27 protein-coding genes are annotated in these 22,262 nt (G+C 67.0%); 17 read left to right on the top strand and 10 right to left on the bottom strand.

Going from position 1 to position 22,262, the window contains the following annotated elements:
• Positions 1-127 precede the first annotated feature (127 nt).
• Together LDB29_RS13065 and LDB29_RS13060 are read right to left on the bottom strand one after the other, a co-directional pair.
• Positions 128-712, bottom strand: a complete 585-nt coding sequence (locus tag LDB29_RS13065) for a GNAT family N-acetyltransferase (RefSeq protein ID WP_037482209.1) — start codon at positions 710-712, stop codon at positions 128-130.
• Between the two features lie 33 nt (positions 713-745).
• Positions 746-1,375 carry a cytochrome c family protein gene (locus LDB29_RS13060; protein ID WP_025548643.1) on the bottom strand — a complete coding sequence of 210 codons (630 nt, stop codon included), beginning with the start codon at positions 1,373-1,375 and terminating at the stop codon, positions 746-748.
• Between the two features lie 186 nt (positions 1,376-1,561).
• On the opposite strand from LDB29_RS13060, the gene LDB29_RS13055 reads away from it, so the two are divergent.
• The 7 genes from LDB29_RS13055 to LDB29_RS13025 all read left to right on the top strand — a co-directional run bounded on the left by LDB29_RS13055 (position 1,562) and on the right by LDB29_RS13025 (position 6,397).
• Entirely contained in the window at positions 1,562-2,452 is an 891-nt protein-coding gene (locus tag LDB29_RS13055; protein WP_025548642.1) for a prephenate dehydratase, read from the top strand.
• Between the two features lie 46 nt (positions 2,453-2,498).
• The gene (locus LDB29_RS13050) at positions 2,499-3,212 is read left to right on the top strand and encodes a sterol desaturase family protein (protein WP_037482224.1); all 714 of its coding nucleotides are present in this window, start codon (positions 2,499-2,501) and stop codon (positions 3,210-3,212) included.
• Between the two features lie 33 nt (positions 3,213-3,245).
• On the top strand, positions 3,246-3,659 hold the full coding sequence (locus tag LDB29_RS13045) for a DUF2141 domain-containing protein (protein WP_371873074.1): 414 nt from the start codon (positions 3,246-3,248) through the stop codon (positions 3,657-3,659).
• 71 nt (positions 3,660-3,730) lie between these two features.
• Positions 3,731-4,576 (top strand): MipA/OmpV family protein, encoded by an 846-nt coding sequence (locus LDB29_RS13040; protein ID WP_037482221.1) that lies wholly within the window; start codon positions 3,731-3,733, stop codon positions 4,574-4,576.
• A gap of 110 nt (positions 4,577-4,686) precedes the next feature.
• Positions 4,687-5,598 (top strand): tetratricopeptide repeat protein, encoded by a 912-nt coding sequence (locus tag LDB29_RS13035; RefSeq protein WP_025548637.1) that lies wholly within the window; start codon positions 4,687-4,689, stop codon positions 5,596-5,598.
• A 14-nt stretch (positions 5,599-5,612) separates the two neighbouring features.
• A complete protein-coding gene (locus tag LDB29_RS13030) occupies positions 5,613-6,221 on the top strand; it encodes an LON peptidase substrate-binding domain-containing protein (RefSeq protein WP_025548636.1) in 609 nt (202 codons plus the stop codon).
• Complete coding sequence (locus LDB29_RS13025) at positions 6,218-6,397, top strand: Trm112 family protein (RefSeq protein ID WP_025548634.1); 180 nt, start codon at positions 6,218-6,220, stop codon at positions 6,395-6,397. The genes LDB29_RS13030 and LDB29_RS13025 overlap by 4 nt, the downstream gene beginning before the upstream one ends.
• A 38-nt stretch (positions 6,398-6,435) precedes the next feature.
• Here LDB29_RS13025 and phoB read toward each other — a convergent pair whose 3' ends face one another.
• From phoB to LDB29_RS12990, 7 genes are all read right to left on the bottom strand, one after another.
• Positions 6,436-7,137, bottom strand: a complete 702-nt coding sequence (gene phoB / locus LDB29_RS13020; RefSeq protein WP_025548632.1) for a phosphate regulon transcriptional regulator PhoB — start codon at positions 7,135-7,137, stop codon at positions 6,436-6,438.
• Between the two features lie 2 nt (positions 7,138-7,139).
• Positions 7,140-7,832, bottom strand: a complete 693-nt coding sequence (phoU, locus tag LDB29_RS13015) for a phosphate signaling complex protein PhoU (RefSeq protein WP_025548630.1) — start codon at positions 7,830-7,832, stop codon at positions 7,140-7,142.
• A 17-nt stretch (positions 7,833-7,849) separates the two neighbouring features.
• A complete protein-coding gene (gene pstB, locus LDB29_RS13010) occupies positions 7,850-8,650 on the bottom strand; it encodes a phosphate ABC transporter ATP-binding protein PstB (protein ID WP_302621753.1) in 801 nt (266 codons plus the stop codon).
• Positions 8,651-8,655: 5 nt separating this feature from the next.
• Positions 8,656-9,900, bottom strand: coding sequence for a phosphate ABC transporter permease PstA (gene pstA / locus LDB29_RS13005; RefSeq protein ID WP_025548627.1), 1,245 nt, complete (start codon positions 9,898-9,900; stop codon positions 8,656-8,658).
• A complete protein-coding gene (gene pstC, locus LDB29_RS13000) occupies positions 9,900-11,294 on the bottom strand; it encodes a phosphate ABC transporter permease subunit PstC (RefSeq protein WP_099186138.1) in 1,395 nt (464 codons plus the stop codon). Before pstC ends, pstA begins: the two co-directional genes overlap by 1 nt.
• A 10-nt stretch (positions 11,295-11,304) precedes the next feature.
• A complete protein-coding gene (locus LDB29_RS12995; RefSeq protein WP_025548626.1) occupies positions 11,305-12,360 on the bottom strand; it encodes a substrate-binding domain-containing protein in 1,056 nt (351 codons plus the stop codon).
• Positions 12,361-12,514: 154 nt separating this feature from the next.
• Positions 12,515-13,771, bottom strand: coding sequence for an ATP-binding protein (locus LDB29_RS12990; protein ID WP_025548624.1), 1,257 nt, complete (start codon positions 13,769-13,771; stop codon positions 12,515-12,517).
• Between the two features lie 99 nt (positions 13,772-13,870).
• Between LDB29_RS12990 and LDB29_RS12985 the strand changes: the two genes are divergently transcribed.
• From LDB29_RS12985 to LDB29_RS12940, 10 genes are all read left to right on the top strand, one after another.
• Complete coding sequence (locus LDB29_RS12985) at positions 13,871-14,287, top strand: hypothetical protein (protein WP_025548622.1); 417 nt, start codon at positions 13,871-13,873, stop codon at positions 14,285-14,287.
• A 96-nt stretch (positions 14,288-14,383) separates the two neighbouring features.
• Positions 14,384-15,568 carry a glycosyltransferase gene (locus tag LDB29_RS12980; RefSeq protein ID WP_025548620.1) on the top strand — a complete coding sequence of 395 codons (1,185 nt, stop codon included), beginning with the start codon at positions 14,384-14,386 and terminating at the stop codon, positions 15,566-15,568.
• A gap of 67 nt (positions 15,569-15,635) precedes the next feature.
• Positions 15,636-15,917 carry an HPr-rel-A system PqqD family peptide chaperone gene (locus LDB29_RS12975; protein ID WP_025548619.1) on the top strand — a complete coding sequence of 94 codons (282 nt, stop codon included), beginning with the start codon at positions 15,636-15,638 and terminating at the stop codon, positions 15,915-15,917.
• Positions 15,914-16,777, top strand: a complete 864-nt coding sequence (locus LDB29_RS12970; RefSeq protein WP_025548617.1) for an HprK-related kinase A — start codon at positions 15,914-15,916, stop codon at positions 16,775-16,777. The genes LDB29_RS12975 and LDB29_RS12970 overlap by 4 nt, the downstream gene beginning before the upstream one ends.
• Entirely contained in the window at positions 16,774-17,775 is a 1,002-nt protein-coding gene (locus LDB29_RS12965) for a nucleotidyltransferase family protein (protein WP_025548616.1), read from the top strand. The genes LDB29_RS12970 and LDB29_RS12965 overlap by 4 nt, the downstream gene beginning before the upstream one ends.
• An 80-nt stretch (positions 17,776-17,855) precedes the next feature.
• Positions 17,856-19,205, top strand: a complete 1,350-nt coding sequence (locus tag LDB29_RS12960) for a S41 family peptidase (protein ID WP_025548614.1) — start codon at positions 17,856-17,858, stop codon at positions 19,203-19,205.
• Positions 19,206-19,445: 240 nt separating this feature from the next.
• Positions 19,446-19,931: a disulfide bond formation protein B gene (locus LDB29_RS12955; protein ID WP_025548613.1), complete on the top strand. Its 486-nt coding sequence runs from the start codon at positions 19,446-19,448 to the stop codon at positions 19,929-19,931.
• On the top strand, positions 19,928-20,479 hold the full coding sequence (locus LDB29_RS12950; RefSeq protein ID WP_025548611.1) for a demethoxyubiquinone hydroxylase family protein: 552 nt from the start codon (positions 19,928-19,930) through the stop codon (positions 20,477-20,479). Before LDB29_RS12955 ends, LDB29_RS12950 begins: the two co-directional genes overlap by 4 nt.
• Before the next feature lie 8 nt (positions 20,480-20,487).
• Positions 20,488-21,072 (top strand): hypothetical protein, encoded by a 585-nt coding sequence (locus tag LDB29_RS12945; protein ID WP_025548609.1) that lies wholly within the window; start codon positions 20,488-20,490, stop codon positions 21,070-21,072.
• A gap of 93 nt (positions 21,073-21,165) precedes the next feature.
• Entirely contained in the window at positions 21,166-21,561 is a 396-nt protein-coding gene (locus LDB29_RS12940) for a hypothetical protein (RefSeq protein ID WP_025548608.1), read from the top strand.
• Positions 21,562-21,836: 275 nt separating this feature from the next.
• On the opposite strand, the gene LDB29_RS12935 is transcribed toward LDB29_RS12940, so the two are convergent.
• Complete coding sequence (locus LDB29_RS12935) at positions 21,837-22,238, bottom strand: RidA family protein (RefSeq protein WP_025547061.1); 402 nt, start codon at positions 22,236-22,238, stop codon at positions 21,837-21,839.
• Positions 22,239-22,262 lie beyond the last annotated feature (24 nt).

Genomic DNA, 22,262 nt, shown 5'->3' with positions numbered 1-22,262 from the left:
CCGCCTCGGACTTGATCCGGCCCCCTTGCTTCTCAGTCACCGTCAAAGAAAAAGGCAGTATTCCGGATCGCGTCCGGGATGACCAAAAGGGCATCTCAAACGGAGGAGCGGCAGACGAGCGCGCCCGTCAGGCCATGAGACGCTTCACCCAGAATTGCATGGGATGGCGGCTTTCCGCGTCGTCGCCCAGATCCTTCCAGTCGAAATGGCCGATCAGCCCCTCGACCGGGGCATAGCCGCGCGCGCGCCAGAAGGGATCGAGCGGGGCATAGCCGGCGGGGCGGGCAGGGTGATCCGGCGGGCGAATCACCGCGCAGAAGCTGGTCATGGCGAATCCCAGTTCCCGCGCCTTGGCTTCCCGCCGGTCGAAAAAGGCGTGGCCGATGCCGCGCCCGCGCCATTCCGGCAGCAGCACCGATTCGCCAAAATAATAGATTTGGCCGATGTCCATGCCGCATGCCCGGAAAGGAGCGGCGAATTCCGCGGCATGGTCGGCCATGGGAGCGGCGGTGGCGGCGCCGACCAGCCGGTCGCCCGCGAAAGCCCCGGCGATCAGCGCGCCGGGGCTGTTCGCATAGGCGGTGAGATAATCGCGCTCATAGGCGCGGCCCGCTTCGCCCGACCCGTCATAGAGGTAGGGAAAGGCGCGGAAGACCGTGATGCGCAGGTCCGCCAAGGCGTCGAGCGCGGCCAGCAAGGCCGCGCCCGTCAGATCATCGACCCGAATGGGTTCGCTGTCCAGTTCTTACTCGCTGGCGGCGGCGTTGGCGGCGGGCGCCTCTGCCGCGTTGGCGGCGGCATTGCCACCCTCGGCCGCGGCATTGCCGCCGCCGGCTGCCGGAGCCGCATCGGCGGCGGGCAGCGGCAGGTTCGAACCCTGGGTGTTCAGCCATGCGATCAGGTTCGCGCGGTCGGCCGGGTTGCCGAGACCGGCGAAGGTCATCTTGGTGCCGGGCGCGAATTCACGCGGGGAAGTCAGCCAGTGATCGAGATTCTCGAAGGTCCAGTTGCCGCCCTTGCTCTTGAGCGCGTCGGAGAAGGCGAAGCCGCCCTTGCCCTGGCCGATCGGTTCCCCGACCGTGGCGTAGAGATTCGGGCCGATGCCGTTGGCGCCGCCCTGGTTGACGGTGTGGCAGGCCGCGCACTTGGCGAACACCTTCTCGCCCGCCGCGACGTCCGCGCTGGCGAGCAGGGTGTTGAGGCCGGGGCCGCTGGCCGCGCCGCCTTCGCCTTCCGCTTCGACGCCCTCAATGGCGTAGCCCATTTTCTCGGGCCGTTCCTCATGGAAGAATTTGGAACTGACGATGGCACCGCCCAGTGCGATGATACCCGCGAACAAAGCCCAACCGGCAGCGGTGTTGAAACGATCGCCCATTCGCTCGGATTCCCCTGGATTTCTGTTCTGGCCGCTTGGTTCGCGTCCCCTCTAGCGCGCTGCCATAATGGCGCAAGCGCGAACGTGCAAGCGGCCTTGAACGGGATCGCGCACGCTTTTCATGGCTTTGCGGCCGGAGAGGATGCTTGCGCGGGCGCGATGAAGTGAATAAGCGCGCAGGCGCCCATGGAAAACTATCCCGCCCCCGCCCGCGATCTGGTCGCGGACCTCGCCGCGAAGGCTGCCGTCGATCCCGTTCGCGCCGTCGCCTTCCAGGGCGCGCCGGGCGCCAATTCGCATCTGGCGGCGCTGGATTATGCGCCCGATTGCGTTCCCTTGCCCTGTTTCGCGTTCGAGGATGCGATCGATGCGGTTCGGGAAGGGCGCGCCGCGCGGGCGATCATTCCGATCGAGAACAGCCTGCATGGCCGCGTGGCCGACATGCATTTCCTGCTGCCCGAATCCGGGCTGCATATCGTCGACGAATATTTCCTGCGCATCCGGCACTGCCTGATGGCGGTCGACAGCACCCCCGTCAAAAGCGCGGTCAGCCACCCGCAGGCGCTGGGCCAGTGCCGCCATTATCTGCGGGAACGCGGCATCCAGCCGGTCAGCTATGCCGACACGGCGGGCGCGGCCGCGCTGGTCGCTGAAACCCGGGTGGCCGGGGAAGGGGCCATCGCCCCCTATCTGGCGGCGGAACTCTACGGCCTGCGGCTGGTGGCGGAGAATATCGAGGACAGCGCCGACAATATGACGCGCTTCCTGGTGCTCTCGCGTGAGCCGAAGATGCCGGCGGCGGGGGTGGGCCCGGTGATGACCACCTTCCTGTTCGAGGTGAAGAACATCCCGGCCGCGCTCTACAAGGCGATGGGCGGCTTCGCCACCAATGGCGTCAACATGACGAAGCTGGAAAGCTATCAGCGCGGCGCCAGCTTCGCCGCGACGGAATTCTACTGCGACATAGAGGGGATGCCGGGCGATCCGGCCATCGACCGGGCATTGGCGGAGCTGGAATTCCACACCAAATGGGTGCGGATACTCGGCAGCTACCGGCAGGCGCGGCCGCGCACCTGAGCGCCCGGGCGTGACGGCGGGCTCCAGACCGCTTATGGTCGGGGCGATGTTCACCGCGATCCTTCTGTCGGCCCTTGCCATGAGCGTGATCGTGGGCGTGCGCTATCTGTTGGCGAGCGGCGCCTTCGCGCTGGCGACCCGTTATCGCAGGCCGGGCCTCTATGCCGGGCTGGACCGGCAGGTCAGGCGGGAAATCGCCTGGTCGCTGGCCTCCGCGCTGATCTACGGCGTGCCGGCGGGCATCGTCGCCTGGGGGTGGCAGGCGCATGGCTGGACGCGGGTCTATGCCGACGTCCATGCCTTTCCCCTCTGGTATCTGCCGCTGTCCGTGCTGCTTTACCTTGCGGCCCATGACGCCTGGTTCTACTGGACCCACCGCTGGATGCACCGGCCCCGGCTGTTCCGGATCGCCCACGCCGTGCATCATGCCAGCCGCCCGCCGACGGCCTGGGCCGCGATGAGCTTCCATCCATGGGAGGCGGTGACCGGCGCGGTGGTGATCCCGGCGCTGGTCTTCCTGATTCCGATCCATGTCGGCGCGCTGGGCGTGGTGCTGACGATCATGACGGTGATGGGCGTCAGCAACCATATGGGATGGGAAATGTTTCCGCGCTGGATGGTGCAGGGCCGGGCCGGCCGCTGGCTGATCACCGCCAGCCATCACCAGCGGCATCATGAACAATATGCGTGCAATTACGGCCTGTATTTCCGCATCTGGGACCGGCTGTGCGGGACCGACAGGGGATTGGGCCATTTTTAGGGAAGGATGGGCGTGAAGGGCAGGGCAGCGATGATGGCGGCGGTCCCGCTGGTCATGGGCGCGGCGGTGGCCGACCAGGCGCAGCCGCTCAGCATGGACGTGCAGGGCCTGCGGTCCTCCAGGGGCAATTTCCTGATCTGCGTGACGCGGCAGGCGGACCATTTCCCCGACTGCCGGGGCGATCCGGACGGGCGGCATTTCACCGTCCCCGCGACCGCCGGCATCGTGCCCCTCGGCCGGATGGAGCCGGGAACCTATGCGATCGCCATCATTCATGACGAGAATGGCAATGGCAAGCTGGACACGCTGGCCGGCATCCCGCGCGAGGGGGTGGGCTTTTCGCGCAATCCGGCGATCCGCTTCGGCGCGCCCAGCTTCCGCTCGGCGCAGTTCGCCATGGCGGGGGCGGCGGTGCGGCAGGACATCAGGGTCAAATATTTCCTCTGAATGTCGCGGTGCGGAACGGTAATGGCGTAAAAACATTATCTTGCCCGACAATCTCTTTGAACAGGCTCATCATGCATCATCGCTGTCGCCTTTCCGCGGCGTTCGCCGTCGCGGCCCTTTGCCTTGCGCCATCGGCCTTCGCCCAGCAGGATGATCGCAGCAGCCTGACCATCGGCGTGGGCGTGGCCGCCGTGCCGAGCTATGAAGGGTCCGACGACTATCGCGTCCTGCCCATCCCGCAGCTTCGCGGCAAGGTGAAGGACTTCGCCTTCTGGACGCGCGGTCCGGGCCTTTATGTCGACGCGATCCCCAACAGCGATCCCGACGGCGTCGACTTCGAACTGGGCCCGGTGGTCAACGTCCGCTTCGACCGGTCGAGCCGCAGGAACATCAAGGACGATGCCGTGCGCCTGCTGGGCAAGCGCGACATCGCGGTGGAGGTCGGCGGCTTCGTCGGCATCGGCAAGACCGGGGTGATCACCAGCGCCTATGACAATCTGTCGGCGCGCGTCGCCGTGACCAGGGATGTGGCGGGCGCGCATGGCAGCTATGTCATCACGCCCGCGGTGGAATATATGACGCCGCTGTCGCAGACGGCCTTCGTCGGGCTGGGCGTGTCGGCGGACTATGTCGGCAGGAAATATGGCCGCTATTATTATGACGTCGATCCGGCGGGCGCCGCCGCATCGGGGCTGCCGGCCTATGGCGGGGCAGGCGATGGTTCGGGGTTCAAGAAGGTGAATTTCAGCCTGGCGGGCGGCAAGTCGCTGTCGGGCGACCTGCGCCATGGCTGGGCGATCTTCGCCGCGGCCAGCTATTCGCGGATTCTGGGCGACTATGCCGCCTCGCCCATCGTGTCCGTCGCGGGCTCCCGGAATCAGTGGATCGGCGCGATCGGCATCGGCTACACCTTTTGATCTCCGGTTGATCCCCGGCCGATCTCCCTTGTTCCTATGGGGTGACGCCCCACATAAGGCGCTGTATGAGGGCGGCTTGGCAACCGCGTTTGCAGCAGGAGATAAGAGAAGTGGCGACCCTTGGACTGAGCGAGGCCGACAAGGCATCGGTGGAGGCTTTCCGCCGCGATGTGGTGGATCCTTCGCGCACCCAGTTGGTGATCGTCGATTTCTGGGCCGAATGGTGCGGCCCCTGCAAGCAGCTCGCGCCCGTGATAGAGAAGGTCTGCGCCGACTATGCGGCCAAGGGCGTCAAGCTGGTCAAGATCAACGTCGATGAGGACAAATTCATCGCCGCCCAGTTCCGCGTCCAGTCGATCCCCACCGTCTATGCCGTGTTCCAGGGCCAGCCGGTGGCCGACCTCAGCCAGGCGCGGACCGAGGGGCAGTTCAAGCAATATCTCGACCAGTTGCTGGGCCAGTTGCCGATCGAATCGGAGGAGAAGGCGCAGCTGGAGGAGATTGCGCCCCTGATCGCCATGGGCGAGGAATTGCTGGCCGGGGGCGAAGCGGAGCGGGCGCTGTCCGTGTTCCGGCAGATCGATCAGATGCTGCCCGACAATGCCGATGTGGCTTCGGGCGCGGCGCGGGCGCTGGTGGCGCTGGGACAGTTCGACGAAGCCGAAGCGGCGTTGGCCGCTCTGCCCGCCGATGTGGCCAGGGACCAGGCGGTGGAGCGCGCACGCGCCGCCATTGCGCTGGCGCGCGATGCCCGGCCGGTGGCTGACCTGTCGGGTGTGGAGGCGAAGGTCGCCGCCGATCCGGACGATCATGAGGCGCGCTTCGAACTGGCGAACGGCCTGATGGCCAATGGCGACCGCGATGGAGCGGCGGAGCAGTTGCTGGAACTGGTGCGGCGCGACCGGGCGTGGAATGACGGCGCGGCGCGGGCGCAGCTCCTCAAGCTTTTCGAGGCGACGGGGCTGGAAGATCCCTGGGTCGCGGGGCAGCGGCGCAAGCTTTCCCAGATCCTGTTTTCCTAACCGGCGCAGGCGTCATGTCGCGCGTCTCGATCTTTCCCCTGCCGGGCGCGCTGCTGCTGCCGGGCATGGAACTGCCGCTCCATATCTTCGAGCCGCGCTATCAGGCGATGATCCATGACGCCATGGCGCGGGACCGGCGCATCGGCATGATCCAGCCGCGGGAGGAAGGAACCAAGCCCGCGCTGTTCGATGTGGGCTGCCTGGGCCACATCACCCATATCGAGGCGTTGGAGGGCGGCCGGTACAACATCCTGCTGAAGGGGCTTGCGCGCTTTCGTGTGGTACGGGAACTGGACGTCCCCACCGCCTTTCGCCAGATCGAGGCGGATGTGGAGCCCATTGCGCAAGAGGATGAAATCCTCTCCGCCGTGGAGCGGGCGGCGCTGGAGCAGGAATCGCGGCGCTTTGCCGATGCGCTGGGCTATGTGGTCGACTGGACGGCGGTGTCGCGGCTCGACGACATGGCGCTGGTGAACGGGATCGCGCAGATCGTGCCGTTCGATCCGGCGGCCAAGCAGACCCTGCTGGAGGCGGATACGCTGGGCGAACGGGCCGACCGGATCATCCAGCTGATGCAGATCGTCGGGCGGATCGAACGCGACGGCGGGGCGACGATGCAATGAGCGGCAGGATCGATCCGGCGCTGCTCGCGAAGCTGGTCTGCCCGGTGACGCGCACGCCCCTGCGCTGGGATGCGGAACAGGGCGAATTGCTGTCCGAGGCGGCGCGGCTCGCCTTTCCGGTGCGCGACGGCGTCCCGGTGCTGGTCGTGCGGGAGGCGCGGTCCATAGCGGGGTGACGAACCGCTACCGGACCCTGTCTGTCCGCGACGGCCTTTTACGCGACCCCGTCCGTATCCAGCGCATAGCCCGCTGAACGCACCGTGCGGATGATGTCGTGATAGCGGCCGTCCGCATTGATCGCCTTGCGCAGGCGGCGGATATGCACGTCGACCGTGCGCAGTTCGATGTCGCTGTCCTGCCCCCATACGCTGTCCAGCAGCCGCTCGCGGGAGAAGACCCAGCCCGGATGCTCCAGGAAATGCTTGAGCAGGCGGAATTCCGTGGGGCCGAGCGGGATCACCTGGCCGCCGCGACGGACCTTGTGCCCCACCGTGTCCATCTCCACATCCGCGAAGGTCAGCGTCTCGCCCGCCAGCGCCGGGCGCACGCGCCGCAGCACCGCGCCGACGCGCGCCACCAGTTCGCGGGGCGAGAAGGGCTTGGTCACATAATCGTCCGCGCCCGTTTCCAGCCCGCGCACGCGATCCTCCTCCTCGCCGCGTGCCGTCAGCATGATGATCGGCACGTTGGCCGTGCCGTTCATGCGGCGCAGTCGGCGGCAGACCTCTATGCCCGACAGGCTTTCCACCATCCAGTCGAGCAGCACGATGTCGGGCACATTCTCCTGTGCCAGCAGCAGCGCTTCCTCGCCGTCGACCGTGTGCGCGACCTCGAAATCCTCGCGCTTGAAGTGCCAGATGAGCAGTTCGGCCAGCGCCGCGTCATCCTCCACCAGCAGCATCCTGGCCCGCGCCATGCTCAGCCCTCCGCCGCCGCGCCGCCGCGTTCGCGGTCGGGCAGGGTCTGGCCGGTCGCGGCATAATAGACCATCTCCGCCACATTGGTGGCATGGTCGCCGATCCGCTCAATATTCTTGGCGATGAACAGCAGATGGGCGCATTCGCTGATCGTCTTGGGATTTTCGACCATGAAGGTGACGAGCGTGCGGAAGACGCTATTGTAGAAATCGTCGACCACCGTATCGCGCTCCACCACCGCGACGGCCAGGTCGGCATCCCGCGCGGCAAAGGCGTTCAGCGCATCCTGCACCATCTCGCCCGCGACCTGGCCCATGGAGGGAAGAAGCGCGATCGGCTCCTGCGTCCGCTGGTTGGCGGCGATCAGCGGCACGCGCTTGGCGATGTTCTTGGCATAATCGCCGATCCGCTCCACCACGCCGACGATCTTCAGCGCGGCGATCACGTCGCGCAGGTCGTTGGCCATCGGGGCGCGCAGGGCGATGATCTCGATGGCGAGCTTCTCGACCTCCGCCTCGATCGCGTCGATGCGCTTGTCCTCCGCCACGACCTCCGCCGCCAGCACCTTGTCATGGCGTTGCAGCGCGAGCATCGCCTTCTCAATGGCGGATTCAGCGCGACCGCCCATTTCCGCGATCAGACCGCGGAGCTTGTCCATTTCCTGGTCGAACGCCTTGATCGTATGTTCTGCCATGTCTTTCCTCCCCCGGATCAGCCGTAGCGTCCGGTGATGTAATCCTTTGTCCGTTCCTGACGGGGATTGGTGAAGATGTCCGACGTCACGCCATATTCGACCAGCTCGCCCAGATGGAAAAAGGCGGTCCGCTGCGACACGCGGGCAGCCTGCTGCATATTGTGGGTCACGATCACGATGGCGTAGCGGCCGCGCAGTTCGTGGATCAGCTCCTCGATCTTCGCCGTCGCGATGGGGTCCAGCGCCGAGCAGGGCTCGTCCATCAGGATCACTTCCGGTTCGACGGCGATGGCGCGGCCGATGCACAGGCGCTGCTGCTGCCCGCCCGAAAGCGCGGTGCCGCTGTCATGCAGGCGGTCCTTCACCTCGTCCCACAGGCCGGCGCGGCGCAGCGATTTCTCGACGATCACGTCCAGGTCCGCCTTCGCATGGGCCAGGCCATGGATGCGCGGGCCATAGGCGATATTCTCGTAGATCGACTTGGGGAAGGGATTGGGCTTCTGGAACACCATGCCGACGCGGGCGCGCAGTTGCACCACGTCCATGCTGGGGGCGTAGATGTCCTCGCCGTCCAGCGTGATCGTGCCTTCCACCCGCGCGGAGGCGACCGTATCGTTCATGCGATTGAGCGTCCGCAGGAAGGTCGACTTGCCGCAGCCCGACGGGCCGATGAAGGCGGTGACATTGTCCATGTCGACATCGATCGACACGCCCTTGATCGCCTGCTTCTCGCCATAGAAGACCTTGACGTCCCGGGCCGTCATCTTGGTTTCGACCGCAGGGGTCAGCGTCTGTTGTTCATGCATCATGGCTGTCATCGCGGTCACCACCGCCTTTCGAACTTGTTGCGCAGGTAGATGGCGATGCCGTTCATCGCGAGCAGGAAGACCAGCAGGACGATGATGGCGGCGGAAGTCTTTTCGACGAAGCCCCTGGAGACTTCGTCGGACCAGAGGAAAATCTGCACCGGCAGCACGGTCGCCGGATCGGTGATCCCCCCCGGCGGCGTGGCGATGAAGGCGCGCATGCCGATCATCAGCAGCGGGGCGGTCTCGCCCAGCGCGCGGGCCATGCCGATGATGGTGCCGGTCAGGATGCCGGGCAGGGCCAGCGGCAGGACATGGTGGAACACCACCTGCACCGGGCTGGCGCCGATGCCCAGCGCCGCGTCTCGGATGCTGGGCGGCACCGACTTGATGGCGTTGCGGCCCGCGATGACGATGACCGGCATGGTCATCAGCGCCAGCGTCATGCCGCCGACCAGCGCCGCCGAACGCGGCAGGTGCAGGAAGTTCAGGAAGATCGACAGGCCCAGCAGGCCGAAGATGATGGAGGGGACGGCGGCCAGATTGTTGATCGACACTTCGATGATGTCGGTCAGCCAGTTCTTGCGCGCATATTCCTCCAGATAGACGGCCGTCGCCACGCCCACCGGGAAGCTCAGCGCCAGCGTCACCAGCATGGTCAGCAGCGATCCCTTGAACGCGCCCCAGATGCCGACCTGCGTCGGATCGGTGCCGTCGCTCGCGGTCAGGAATCCCCAGTTGATGCCGGTAGTCAGCAGGCCCGCCTTGTCGAGCCGCGCTACCGCCGCTTCCGCCTCGGGCGAACCGTTGCTCTTGGCGGCAAGGTCGATGGCGGTGGCGGCGGGCAGCTTGACCGTCACGGTCTGGGCGAGGATCTTCGGATCGGCCTTGATCGCGTCGCGCAGCACGGTCCAGGCGGTGGGCGACACCCATTCCTCGGCATCCGCGCCCAGCGCCTTCTTCACCACCGCCCCCGTCACCATCGGCAGGTTCGCATTGGCGAGCGCCTGATCCGTGATGGCATTGGGGTCGAGCAGCAGAGGGGAGGCGGGGAAGTCGACCTTCACCGCGATTTCCGTCCGGGTGAAGCCGCGCAGGCCGTTGCCCAGCATGCTGAACAGCAGGAAGGCAAGGAACGCGGCGGAGAGCGCGACGGCGAGCAGGCCCGCCGCCTTGAAGCGGCGTTCCGATGCATAGCGACGGGCGATCCGCCGGCGCATCGCGTCCGACTTCCAGTCGGTGGGAAGGCGTTCGGCACTCATTATTCGTAAGCCTCGCGATATTTCTTCACGACCCGCAGGGCCACGATGTTGAGCAGCAGCGTCACGATGAACAGCACCAGCCCCAAAGCGAAGGCCGCCAGCGTCTTGGCGCTGTCGAATTCCTGGTCGCCGGTCAGCAACTGGACGATCTGCGTCGTCACCGTCGTCACGCTGGCAAAGGGGTTCAAGGTGAGGTTGGCCGCCAGACCCGCCGCCATCACCACGATCATCGTCTCGCCGATGGCGCGGCTGACGGCCAGCAGCACGCCGCCGACCACGCCGGGCAGCGCCGCAGGGATCAGCACGCGGCGGATCGTCTCGCTGGTGGTGGCGCCCATGGCCAGGCTGCCGTCGCGCATCGACTGCGGCACGGCGGCGATGCTGTCGTCCGCCATGGAGGAGACGAAGGGAATGATCATCACGCCCATCACAAGTCCCGCCGCCAGCGCGCTTTCCGAAGAGGCGCCGTGGATGCCGATCATGACCGCGAAATCCCGCAGGGCCGGGGCGATGGTGAGCGCCGCGAAATAGCCGTAGACGACGGTCGGCACGCCCGCCAGCACCTCCAATATCGGCTTCATCCACTTGCGGAAGGTGGGGCTGGCATATTGGGTCAGGTAGATAGCGCTCATCAGGCCCAGCGGGATGGCGACGGCCATGGCGATGATCGCGCCGATGAAGATGGTCCCCCAGAACAGCGGCACCGCGCCGAAGGCATCGTCATTGCCATAGCCGAGCGCGGCCGATTGCGGGCTCCATTTCGCGCCGAACAGGAAATCGACGGGGCTGACCATGGAAAAGAAGCGGAAGCTTTCCCACAGCAGGGATGCGACGATCCCCAGCGTCGTGATGATCGCCAGCAGCGATGCGATCAGCAGGGTCGCCATCACCAGCCGCTCGACCCGCGTGCGCGCCCGGAAATCCGGGCGGACGCGGGTGAAGGCATAGGCGCCGCCGGCAAAGGCCAGCACCAGCGCCAGCGCGGCGCCGGCAAAGCCATATTGGCCGATGGCGTGCTTATAGGGTTCGACCAGGCCCTGCGAGAGCGGATTGAACGCCCCCGCCTGCATCCCCGTGGCGATCGCCCGCGCCTCGCCCAATATGGCGGAGCGTGAGAAATCGTCGGCGGGCAGGCTCTGCGCCGCCGGACTGCCCAGCACGTCCTGCGTGACGAGACCGGGCGCGACATTGGCCCAGACCGCCAGGAAGAGGCCGGCGGGCACCAGCGTCCAGAGCGCGACATACCAGCCGTGATAGCCCGGCAGGCTGTGCACGGCGTCGCGGCGGCCCGAAGCCCGCGCGGCGCTTTGCAGCCGCATCGCGCGGGCGCGGGCGCTGACCCAGGCGATGGCGCCCAGACCGGCGAGCAGCAGAAGGATTGCAGGACCTGTCATATCGCCTGTCTTATTTGAGCTGCGAACCGTCGAGCACGGCCAGCGACTTGACGGTCTCGGCGCTCGCCTTGCGCACGCCTTCCGGCGCCGCGACCATGCCGCGCTTGGTCAGCGCGCCGTTCGGGTCCCAGTTCGCGGCGAAGGTGTTGAGATAGGCCTGAAGGCCCGGAATGGCCTGCATATGCGCCTTCTTCACATAGATGAAGAGCGGACGCGCGCCGGGATATTGGCCGGTGGAGACGGTTTCGTAGGTCGCCTCGACGCCGTTGATGGAAACGTCCTTCAGCGTGTCCTTGTTTTCCTCCAGGAAGCTGTAGCCGAACACGCCGAGCGCATTGGGATTGGCGCCCAGCTTCTGGACGATCAGATTGTCGTTCTCGCCCGAGTCCACATATTTGCCGTCCTCGCGGATGCGGGTGCAGGTCGCCTTGAACTCGTCCTCATTCTTCTTCTTGAGCGCTTCCATCGCCGGGTCGGTCTCGCAACCCTTGGTCAGGATCAGTTCGGCCAGCGAATCGCGGGTGCCGCTGGTGGACGGGGGGCCGAAGACGCTGATCGGCGTGGCGGGCAGGCTGGGGTCGACATCCTTCCAGCTCTGGGCCTTGTTCGGACCCTTGCCATAGGGATTGGCGGCCAGCGCCTCATAGACGATCTTCGGGGTCAGCTTCAGGCCCGGGCCGTTCTTCGATTCCGCGAAGGCCAGACCGTCGACGCCGATCTGGATTTCGATGATGTCCTTGACGCCATTCTTCCGGCAGTCCTCATATTCCGACTTCTTCATGCGGCGGGAGGCGTCGGCGATGTCGGGATGCTGGGCGCCGACGCCCGCGCAGAACAGCTTCATGCCCCCGCCGGTGCCGGTCGATTCGACGATGGGCGACTTCATGCCGGGATTGCCCTGAACGAACATCTCGGCAATCGCGGTGGCGAACGGATAGACGGTGGAGGAGCCGACCGCGCGGATCTGGTCGCGGGTGCCGCCGGCCCCGCCGCCGGACTGCTGGCCGCAGCCTGAGAGAGTGAGTGCCGCCGCAGCGGTCGCGGCCATCAGAGCGAAATGCTTCACCGGGTAATCTCCTTCGTCAAAGGCCGCGATTCGCTTCTCGCCGCCCCCCTCTGGGCACGCGCCGTAGCCGCGGTACGTCGCGCCTTTGTGACAATGGGATTGCACTTTTATGACATTGACGGCGGAAGCCCGGCCTGTCGCTGTCTTTTTTTGATCAAGCCTTTGCCGCGACGGCCTTTTCCTCGACGGCGAAGCGGGGCAGCAGGATGGAGATGGTGGTGCCCTTGCCCAGCACGCTGGCGATGTCCAGCCGGCCGCGATGCCGCTCCACGATATGCTTGACGATGGCCAGCCCCAGTCCCGTGCCGCCCACCGCCCGGCTGCGCCCCGAATCGACGCGGTAAAAGCGTTCGGTGAGGCGCGGCAGGTGATCGGGGCCGATGCCTTCCCCCTCATCCGCGACGGTCAGCCGCAACAGGCCGCTCGGCCCGTCGGAAAGGGACACGTGGATCGGCGTGCCCGCGCGGCCATATTTCACCGAATTGCCGATCAGATTATGGAGCAGTTGCGACAGTTGCGCCCGGTCGCCCTGCACGTCGGTCAGGCTGGGCGCGATCTCCATCTCCACCTCCCGCCCGCGATCGCCATGGCTGGTGCGGAACACGCCCACCACCTCGGCCACCAGGCCGGACAGGTCGACCGCGCTGTCGGGCAGGCGATATTTCTCCGCCTCTATGCGGGAAAGGGAGATGAGGTCGTCGATCAGCCGCTGCATCCGCCGCGCCTCGCCGTCCATGATCTTCAGGAAGCGCTGCCGCGTTTCGTCGTCCTTGCCCAGATCGGGGTCGGCCAGCGTCTCGATGAAGCCCAATATGCCGGCCAGCGGCGTGCGCAGTTCATGGCTTGCATTGGCGACGAAATCGACGCGCATCTTCTCCGCCGCGTGGGCGCCGCTATGATCGGCCAGATGGACCAGCCGCCGGACATGGCCGTCCTCTCCCACCGGCGCGATCCGCATCTGCCAGCGCTGGTCGCGGGTGCCCAGGCCCACCAGCTCGATCATGACCGGTTCGGCCAGCGGCGCCTGGCTGGCGAGCCGTTCGGCAGCGGCGGGATGGCGGATGGCGATGCGGGCGTCCTCTCCCTCGATATGCGCGCCCAGCAGCCGCTGCGCGGCGCGGTTGGCGGCGATGATGCGGCCCCGTTCGATCAGCATCAGCGGGTCGGCTATGCCCTCCAGCAGGCCGCGCGCATCGGGATGGGCGATGATGTCGGGAACCTCCGCCGGCAGCGGCGACACGGCCGGTTCCGGACGGTCCGGACTGGCCGCGCAGATGACGAGCACCAGCAGCGTCGCCAGCACCGGCAGGAGGATGTCGAGCGGCCGCGCGCCTATCATCAACGCGCCCCCGGTGCCGAGCAGCAGAACGGCCAGCGAGGCGGTGATCTGGGAGGCGGTCAGGCGATTCATGGTTACCATGCTGGAAATTTGACGCATTTGCTGCAAAGTAGGGCCGCAGTAGCCGGCAATTTTTACAGTTTGGCAAGCGCGATAGCGGATCAGGATGACATGAGCGAGCCGTTGCCCCCCCAGAAGGAAGCCGAGTCGCAGGACGACGGCCTTGCCGCGCCGTCGCGCCGCCAGTTGCTGATGGGCGGCGCCGTCGCGGCCTCCGCGATCATATCCATCCGGCCGGCGCTGGCGAACACGGCCGCGTCGGTGCTCAACTGCACGATACCCGTTCCCGACCAGGGCCGGGCCGGCAATTATATCGCGCCCAACGGGCAGGTGGTGCCGGCGGGAACGCAGGGCGCCTTCCCCGCCGGCAAGAACTTCAGCGGGGAACAGGTCCGGCAGGCGCTGCGCGGCGGCCGGCTGCCGGGCGCCAGCTATGAGCAGAACCAGGCCTATCTGAACTATATCCGGCGGCTTCAGTCGGGGACGAGCGGCTTCACCTGCTACGCATCGCTGCAAATGCCCCGCTGAGCCGAGGGCTTTATTTCCACCCGAACTTATACGGTTCGCCAGCGTTGACGGCGTCGAGCCTTCGACGATCCGGTCAGGCGCAGCAAGGGCGACCCCATGTTCCATACACCCCATTGGGTGAAACAAGATTGTTCGGTCGCGATCTACCTCTATGAACCCGGCGATGGCGGGCTGGATCGGGTGGCGATCCTGCTCGCCAACCATCTGCGGCTGCGCGGCGTGGACGTGGAACTGTGGATGACGCGGACGGACGGCCCGGTGGCGGGCCTCATCCATCCCGCCGTGCCGGTCCGTCGCGTACCGGCGCCGCCCTTTTCGCGGCGGCTGTCGATGATCGCCCAATTCCCGGCGCTGGCCGCCATGGTGCGGCGGTTCCGCCCGGATATTCTCTATTCGGCGGGCAATCAGAGCAACATGCTGTGCGCGCTGGCGGCGCTGGGCACGGCGACGCGGGCGGTCGGCAGGATTTCCAACCCGATCATCCGGCCCGGCCAGCGCGGCCTGTCCGCCTGGATCAGGCGTAGCCGCTTCCGCGCCATCGCCCGGACCAGCGCCATGACCATCGTGATGGGCGAGGCGGACCGGATGACGCTGACGCAGGCCGGGCCGCTCGCGGGACGGCAGGTGACGCTGCTGCCGCGCCCGACGGTCACGCCGCTGCTGGAACGGCTGCGGCGGCAGCGCGCCGCCAGAGCCGGCGGCGGTCCATGGCATTTCCTGATGGTCGGGCGGCTGGTCGAGCAGAAGGACCAAGCGACGGCGCTTCTGGCGCTCGCCCGGCTGAAGCATCTCGACTGGCGCCTGAAGATCGTCGGGCAGGGGCCGCTGCGCCGCGATCTGGAGGCGCTTTGCACGCGGCTTGGCATCGCCGGGCGGGTCGAATTTCCGGGCTTCGTCGGTGATCCGGCGGAACTGGCGGCCCTGATGGCGGATGCCGATCTGCTGCTGCAACCCTCGCGCTGGGAAGGGCTGGTCGCGACCCTCATCGAAGCGCTCGGTTGCGGCACGGGGGTCGTCGCAACCGATTCGACGCCGAATATCCGCCCGGTGCTCGCCGCGGCGGGCCAACATGCGCCGGTGCCGGTGGGCGACGCCGATGCCTTTGCCGATGCGATCCTCTGGGCGCTCGACCATCCCGCGCCGGCTGCGCGCCTGGCGGACGCGGTGAAGGAACATGGCGTCGAAAGCGCGCTCGACGCCTATTTGCGGGCCTTTGTCCGGCTGGCGCGATCCGGCGGCATGCGGTGGCGGGGCGTCGCGCAAAATAGCCTGTCCCGTTAGGCACTTGGCTACCCCTTTGTCTTAAGGATGGCGCGACATTCCCATCCGAAGGCCAGGTTTCGCGATCATGCCAGCCCGCTATTGCCAGGACAGCCCGGACGCCATCGCATCCTGCGTGCTGGAGGATATGGTGCTGCTCTACCACCGCCCGTCGGGACAGACCCATATGGCGATCGCCCCGGTGCCGGAGATCCTGGCGGCGCTGGATGACGGCGCGGCGCTTACGGCGGGCGAGCTGTTAGGGCAGCTGGCCCAGCTTTACGATCTGGGCGAGCCGGAGGAGGCCCTGCCGCTGGTGGAGGCGCATCTGGCCGAACTGGCCGCGCTTGGACTGGTCCGCATCGCGTGAACCATGCCCTGACCCTGAAGATCGGTCCGGCGACCTTCCGCATCGGATCGGCCTGGCGCCAGCCGGTGGACGCGCTGGCGCGGCTCTACGCCGATTATCCCATGCCGGCGGGCGCGATAGCCGATTTCACCGTGCGGCTGGAGCCTGCGGGGCCGTTCCGGCGCTGGTTCCGGCCCTCCATCTTCATCACCGGCGATCATGGGCTGGCCGACGCCGCGCCGATGAGCCTTGCCCATGGGCTGCTGGCGGCGGAAATGGGGATGAACCTGCAAATGGCGCTCGGCTGGCGGCGGCACCTGCTGCTCCATGCCTCCAGCGTCGAAAAGGACGGGCGGGCGCTGGTGATGACCGGCGAGTCCGGTTCCGGCAAGTCGACGCTGGCCGCGCAACTGGGGGAGCGGGGCTGGCGGCTGATGGGCGACGAGTTCGCGCTGCTCGACCTGGAAACGGGGGCGATCTTTCCCTTTCCGCGCCTCGTCTCCCTCAAGAACCGCGCCATCGACGTCATCGCGGCGGAAGCCCCGGCGGAGCGCATGGGGCCGCTGCTCGCCGGCACGGCCAAGGGGGACATTCGCCACCTGATCCCGCGCAGAGAGGCGATCGGGCGGATGGCGGAGGGCGCGCCGCCCGCGCTGCTGCTGTTCCCGCGTTTCGGCCATGAAGCGGACGTGCGCCCGGTCGGCCAGGGGGAGGTCTTCATGCGGCTGACCCAGGCATCGACCAACTATGTCGCCCTGGGCGAAGCGGGCTTCGCGGCGTTGAGCGGTTTCGTCGGGAATGTCCCCGCGCGCGCCATCGACTTTCCATCGGGCGACGAGGCCATCGCCCTTGTCGAGCGGCTCTGGGAGGAACTGGCATGAGCGCCCGGCTGCTGGTGCGCGCCTTGCGCGACCCTGACGAGGTGGCGGCGCTGGATGCGGACGGGTGGAACGCGCTGATCGCCATGGCGAGGGCGGAGCGGCTGATCGGCACGCTCGCCCTGCGGATGGGGGAGCGGCCCGTGCCCCCGGCGGTGGGCGCGATATTGGCGGACGCCCGGCTGGATGCGGCGCGCGAAGCCCTGCAGGCCCTGTGGGAGGCGGATCGCGCGGCAGAGGCGCTTGCCGGCCTGGACGTGCCGGTCGTGCTGCTCAAGGGCACGGCCTATGCGGCGGCGGGGCTGCGCGCCGGGCAGGGGCGCTTCATCGGCGATCTCGACATATTGGTGCCGCGCGATGCGATGGATCGGGTGGAACGGGCGCTGATCGGCGCGGGATGGGAATGGGTCAAGGACGACCCTTATGACGACGCCTATTACCGGCGATGGATGCATGAGCTGCCGCCGATGATCCACGCGGCGCGGGACCGCATGATCGACGTGCATCACACCGTCCTGCCGCTGACGGCGCGGCAGACGCCGGACGCGGCGGCGATGATCGCGCAGGCGGTTCCCCTCACCAACGAATTATCCATGCTCTCGCCCGAGGACCGGCTCTGCCACGCGGCGGCGCATCTGCTGGCCGACGGCGATCTGGCCGGGGGGCTTCGCAACCTCTGGGACATATATTGCCTGCTCGATGGCGTCGACGGGACGGCGCTGGAGGCGCGGGCGGCGCACCATGGCCTGCTGCCCCATGTGCGGCAGGCGCGGCGGCTCGCCATGGCGCTCTATGGCGAAGGGAGGGGCGAAGGGGCGCGGCTCACGCTCCGGGACCGGATCGTCAAGGCCCGGCTGCTGGCGCGCGACGGGTGGGGACGGGAAAGGCGCGGGCTGCTGCGTTTCGCCTTCTACCTGCGCTCCCACTGGCTCAGAATGCCCCCCGCCATGCTGGCGCGGCACCTGTTCACCAAATGGCGCAAGGGGCATCGGCCTGTTTAGGAAGGGGCGCCAGCCAAGGTTTTTGCGTCTGCACGGAAATGCCCTATATTGCCCCTTCGATGCCAGGACTCAGGACACGCATGAAATCCAATTTCTTCCGGGGCGCCGTCGCCCTTGGCGCGCTCGCGCTCATCCCTGCCACCACCGCGGCGCTCGCCGATGGGGAGGCAAGCAGCTACAAGGCGCTCGACGAGTTCATGGACGTGTTCCAGAAGGTCCGCAGCGACTATGTCGAGAAGGTCGACGACGAAAAGCTGATCAAGGGCGCCATCGACGGCATGCTCGCCAGCCTGGACCCGCATTCGAGCTTCCTCGACGCCCGCGATTTCCAGAATCTCCGCACGCAGACGGAGGGCAGCTATGGCGGCCTTGGCCTTTCCGTCACGCAGGAGGACGGCGCGGTGAAGGTGATCGCGCCGACGCAGGATACCCCGGCCTGGCGCGCGGGGATCAAGGCGGGCGACTATATCACCCATCTCGACGGGCAGCTCATCTATGGCGGCACGCTGGACGAGGCGGTCGACAAGATGCGCGGCGCGCCGGGCACGCAGATCAAGCTGACCATCGTCCGCCCCGGCCGCGACAAGCCGATCGACCTCACCCTGACGCGTGAGATCATCCAGTTGAAGCCGGTGAAGTGGGAGGTGAAGAACGGCATCGGCGTCATCAACATCGTCAGCTTCTCGGCCAATACCGGCGCCGACGTGCGCCAGGCGATCCGCAGCATCGACAAGTCGCTGGGCCGCAAGCCCACCGGCTACATCCTCGACCTGCGGTCCAACCCGGGCGGGCTGCTGGACGAAGCCGTGTCGGTCAGCGACACCTTCCTGGAACGCGGCGAGATCGTGTCGCAGCGCGGCCGCAACAAGGGCGATGTCGAGCGCTATTATGCCAAGCCCGGCGACGATGCGAGGGGTCTGCCGGTGATCGTGCTGGTGGACGCGGGCTCCGCCTCCGCATCGGAAATCGTCGCGGGCGCGCTGCAGGACCAGCATCGCGCGCTGGTGATGGGGGAACGCAGCTTCGGCAAGGGCAGCGTCCAGACCATGCTGCCGCTCAGCAACACCACGGCGCTCAAGCTGACGACGGCGCGCTATTACACGCCGTCGGGCCGCTCCGTGCAGGAAGGCGGGATCGAACCCGATGTCAGGGTGCCGCAGCTTAGCGACCCCGATTACAAAAATCGTCCGAAATTCCGGGAAAGCGACCTGCGCCGGCACCTGATCAACGAGATCAAGACCGACAATGCGGCGCTGGAAGAGGACAGCAAGGACGATCCCCGCTTCGCCGCCACGGCGGAGGAGCTGAAGAAGAAGGGGATCGAGGATTTCCAGCTCGACTATGCGCTGAAGACCATAGCGCGCCTGGCGGCAAAGCCGGGCGGGGCGGTGGCTCAGGCCGCTCCCGTCCGCAAGCCGGCGACGCATTGATCGTTGCGGATCGACGTGCCGCGCCTGGCGGGCGGGGACCAGTTCGGGACTTGCCGGATTGCGTTGGACGGGAAGCGGACACCCGCTTTATCCCTCTCCCTTGAGGTAGGGGGCTGCGCAGACTTGGCAGCTCGCTGCCTGGTCGCAGCTGGGTGAGGGGATCGCGCGGCCCTCAGGCCGGCTCCCTTCACCCCGCAAGTTCAGCATGACGAAAGCCACGTGACGGTTTAAGCGAGCGACATGAAATCCTTGCCTCTCGCCCGCGCCCTGGCGCTGATCGTCCCGCTGGTCATGCTGGGCGGCGCCTATGCCTTCCAGTTCCTCGGTGGCCTGCACCCGTGCGAAATGTGCTGGTGGCAGCGTTATGCGCATATGGCGGCCATTCCGCTGGCGCTGATCGCCTATGCGCTGCGCGGCAAGGCCTGCGTGAGCGCGCTGTTCACCGGACTCGCCGGCCTTGCCATTGGCGTCAGCGGCGGCATCGGCCTGTTCCATGCGGGCGTCGAATATGGCTGGTGGCAGGGGCTCACCGCCTGCTCGACCAGCCCGGCCGGCGGCAATCCGGCGGACATCCTCAACCAGATCATGGCGACGCCGATCACCCGCTGCGACGTCGCGCCGTGGAGCCTGTTCGGCATTTCCATGGCAGGCTATAACGGCCTCTTGTCGGCGGCGGCGGCGCTCCTCATCTTGGTGCTGCTGCTCAGGAAAGGGAGCAAGGCATGAGCGCAAAGGACTTCCCACGCCCCGGCCGCCGCGTGACCGGGGCGGAGCGCGCCTCCATGCTGCGCGTCGATCAGGCGGGCGAGTTCGGCGCGACCCGCATCTATGCCGGGCAACTGGCCGTCATGGGGGATCGGCATCCCGATTCCCGTCTGATCGCCGGCATGGCCGCGCAGGAGGAACGGCACCGCAAGCATTTCGACGCGATGATCGCGCGCCGGGGGGTGCGGCCGACCGCGTTGCAGCCGATCTGGAATGTCGCCGGCTTTGCGCTGGGCGCGGTGACGGCGGCGATCGGGCCGCGCGCCGCCATGGCGTGCACCGCCGCGATCGAGACCGAAATCGACCGGCACTATGCCGAGCAGCTCGAGCAATTGGGTCAGGACGATCCGGAACTCTCCACCGTCATCGCGGATTTCCAGGCGGAGGAGGTCGAGCATCGCGACGCCGCCATCGCCCATGGGGCGGAGCAGGCTCCGGCCTATCCCCTATTGTCGGGCGCCATCAGATTGGGCTGTCGTGCCGCCATCGCCCTTTCCAAGCGTATCTGAGGAGAAGCATGATGAAGACCAGCCTGATTGCCGCTATGCTTTTGCTGGGCACGGCTTCCCCCGTGCTGGCGCAGCAGGGGCCCAGCGTGCCGCAGGAACAGGCGCCCGCCGCGCAGGCGGGGTCGGAACGCGTCAATCTGGTCATCGTCTATGGCGACGATCCCTGCCCGCAGAGCCAGGGCAGCGACATCGTCGTCTGCGCCCGCAAGGGCGAGGAGGAGCGCTACCGCATTCCCGAGCCGTTGCGCGGCGATCCGAACCAGCCCAGCCACCAGGCATGGGGCGAACGGGTGAAGTCAATGGAATATGTCGGGCGCAGCGGCACCGAAAGCTGCTCGCCGGTGGGCGGCGGCGGGGCCACCGGCTGCTTCGCGCAACTGGCGCGCCTCGCCAAGGCGGAGCGGCAGGCCGCGGACAATGCAAGCTGGAAGGATCTGGTCGAGGCGGAGCGGACCCGGCGCCTTTCCACCATCGACGCGGAAAGCAAGGCGATCGAGGCGCAGGCCGTGGCGGAGGAAAAGGCCCGTGCCGCCCAGCAACAGCAGCCGGCTCCGGCGCAGGGACCGCAACCGGGAACGCCGCCGCAGCAGTGACGGCATTTGCCGCGGCGCGGCGTCTGGAAGAAGGCTGCCGGAAACCGGGCAATCCGGCCGGCGGGACAGGGGACGAACAAGGATTATGGATCGATGCGTCTCCTCACTGCCCTTTCCCTCGCCGCCGTCGCGCTGGCTCCCCTGATTTTCGGCGGCGCGGCCCATGCCGAGCCGCCGCAGAAAATCTTCAACCTGGTCGTCTATGGCGACGATCCTTGCCCAAAGGGCGAGGGCGACGAGATCATCGTCTGCGCCCGCAAGCCCGAATCCGAACGCTATCGCATTCCCAAGAAGTTGCGCGAAAAGCCTGAACCGGCGGGCGGCCCCGGCTGGGGCAGCCAGGTCGCGACCATGGAGCAGGTCCAGCGGCAGACCCTGCCGGGCAGTTGCTCCGCCATTGGCAGCAACGGCTTCACCGGCTGCACCGCCAAGGCGCTGGAGCAATGGTTCGCGGAGCGGCGGATGCAGGAGTCCAAGGGCGAGCCTTGAGCGGCGCGCCATCTCTAGGCGGCGTGGATAAATTCGAGACTCGCCGGACTGAGTGATTTGGGTGGTTTCCTTTCATTCCCCCTCCCGCAGGCGGGAGGGGGCTAGGGGGTGGGCTGGCGCGACATCAGCGGGGATTTTCAAAGGCTGAGCTGGAAGCTCGCTGCGCTCGCGCCCACCCCTAACCCCTCCCGCCTGCGGGAGGGGAATGTCTTGGATTGGCCATTTCCCGACATTCCGAACTTGTCCACGCGGCCCAAAAGCCGGACGGCCTTCGCCTATTTGAAGCTCGCGATGCATTCGATCTCCAGCGGCGCGCCCATCGCCAGCCCGTCCGCGCCGAACGCGCTTCGGGCGGGCAGCCGCTTGCCCTGGAAATAGCTGACATAGGTGCCGTTGAATCGTGGCCAATCCGCCATGTCGTCCAGCATCACCGTGCATTTGACGACATGGCCGAAGTCGAGGCCATTGTCCTTCAGGATCTTGCCGATGGAATCCATGGAATTGCGGACCGCGGCATCGAAGCCCTCCTTATGGGGGTCCATGCCATCCGGCACCCGGCCGATCTGGCCGGAAAGATACAGGGTATCGCCTGCCCGCACGGCAGGGGAGAAGGGAGGCTGCTGCGCGGCCAGCGGAGTGGCGCCAACAGCCAGGACCAGGGCGAACCATTTCTTCATATGCCTATTTCCCCGATGCAAAAA

The sequence above is a fragment of the Sphingobium sp. CFD-2 genome (assembly GCF_024611135.1).
GTDB lineage: Bacteria > Pseudomonadota > Alphaproteobacteria > Sphingomonadales > Sphingomonadaceae > Sphingobium > Sphingobium fuliginis.
This window is presented reverse-complemented; position numbering and strand designations above follow the sequence as displayed.

Coding starts and splice junctions, on each gene's coding strand:
- LDB29_RS12935 (WP_025547061.1), bottom strand. CDS start 22,238: ATGAAGAAATGGTTCGCCCTGGTCCTGGCTGTTGGCGCCACTCCGCTG.
- LDB29_RS12975 (WP_025548619.1), top strand. CDS start 15,636: ATGCCAGCCCGCTATTGCCAGGACAGCCCGGACGCCATCGCATCCTGC.
- LDB29_RS12955 (WP_025548613.1), top strand. CDS start 19,446: ATGAAATCCTTGCCTCTCGCCCGCGCCCTGGCGCTGATCGTCCCGCTG.
- LDB29_RS12945 (WP_025548609.1), top strand. CDS start 20,488: ATGATGAAGACCAGCCTGATTGCCGCTATGCTTTTGCTGGGCACGGCT.
- LDB29_RS13050 (WP_037482224.1), top strand. CDS start 2,499: ATGTTCACCGCGATCCTTCTGTCGGCCCTTGCCATGAGCGTGATCGTG.
- LDB29_RS13060 (WP_025548643.1), bottom strand. CDS start 1,375: ATGGGCGATCGTTTCAACACCGCTGCCGGTTGGGCTTTGTTCGCGGGT.
- LDB29_RS13045 (WP_371873074.1), top strand. CDS start 3,246: ATGGCGGCGGTCCCGCTGGTCATGGGCGCGGCGGTGGCCGACCAGGCG.
- LDB29_RS13025 (WP_025548634.1), top strand. CDS start 6,218: ATGAGCGGCAGGATCGATCCGGCGCTGCTCGCGAAGCTGGTCTGCCCG.
- phoB (WP_025548632.1), bottom strand. CDS start 7,137: ATGGCGCGGGCCAGGATGCTGCTGGTGGAGGATGACGCGGCGCTGGCC.
- LDB29_RS12965 (WP_025548616.1), top strand. CDS start 16,774: ATGAGCGCCCGGCTGCTGGTGCGCGCCTTGCGCGACCCTGACGAGGTG.
- LDB29_RS12980 (WP_025548620.1), top strand. CDS start 14,384: ATGTTCCATACACCCCATTGGGTGAAACAAGATTGTTCGGTCGCGATC.
- LDB29_RS12940 (WP_025548608.1), top strand. CDS start 21,166: ATGCGTCTCCTCACTGCCCTTTCCCTCGCCGCCGTCGCGCTGGCTCCC.
- pstA (WP_025548627.1), bottom strand. CDS start 9,900: ATGAGTGCCGAACGCCTTCCCACCGACTGGAAGTCGGACGCGATGCGC.
- pstC (WP_099186138.1), bottom strand. CDS start 11,294: ATGACAGGTCCTGCAATCCTTCTGCTGCTCGCCGGTCTGGGCGCCATC.
- phoU (WP_025548630.1), bottom strand. CDS start 7,832: ATGGCAGAACATACGATCAAGGCGTTCGACCAGGAAATGGACAAGCTC.
- LDB29_RS12990 (WP_025548624.1), bottom strand. CDS start 13,771: ATGAATCGCCTGACCGCCTCCCAGATCACCGCCTCGCTGGCCGTTCTG.
- LDB29_RS13040 (WP_037482221.1), top strand. CDS start 3,731: ATGCATCATCGCTGTCGCCTTTCCGCGGCGTTCGCCGTCGCGGCCCTT.
- LDB29_RS12960 (WP_025548614.1), top strand. CDS start 17,856: ATGAAATCCAATTTCTTCCGGGGCGCCGTCGCCCTTGGCGCGCTCGCG.
- LDB29_RS12950 (WP_025548611.1), top strand. CDS start 19,928: ATGAGCGCAAAGGACTTCCCACGCCCCGGCCGCCGCGTGACCGGGGCG.
- LDB29_RS13030 (WP_025548636.1), top strand. CDS start 5,613: ATGTCGCGCGTCTCGATCTTTCCCCTGCCGGGCGCGCTGCTGCTGCCG.
- pstB (WP_302621753.1), bottom strand. CDS start 8,650: ATGACAGCCATGATGCATGAACAACAGACGCTGACCCCTGCGGTCGAA.
- LDB29_RS13055 (WP_025548642.1), top strand. CDS start 1,562: ATGGAAAACTATCCCGCCCCCGCCCGCGATCTGGTCGCGGACCTCGCC.
- LDB29_RS12985 (WP_025548622.1), top strand. CDS start 13,871: ATGAGCGAGCCGTTGCCCCCCCAGAAGGAAGCCGAGTCGCAGGACGAC.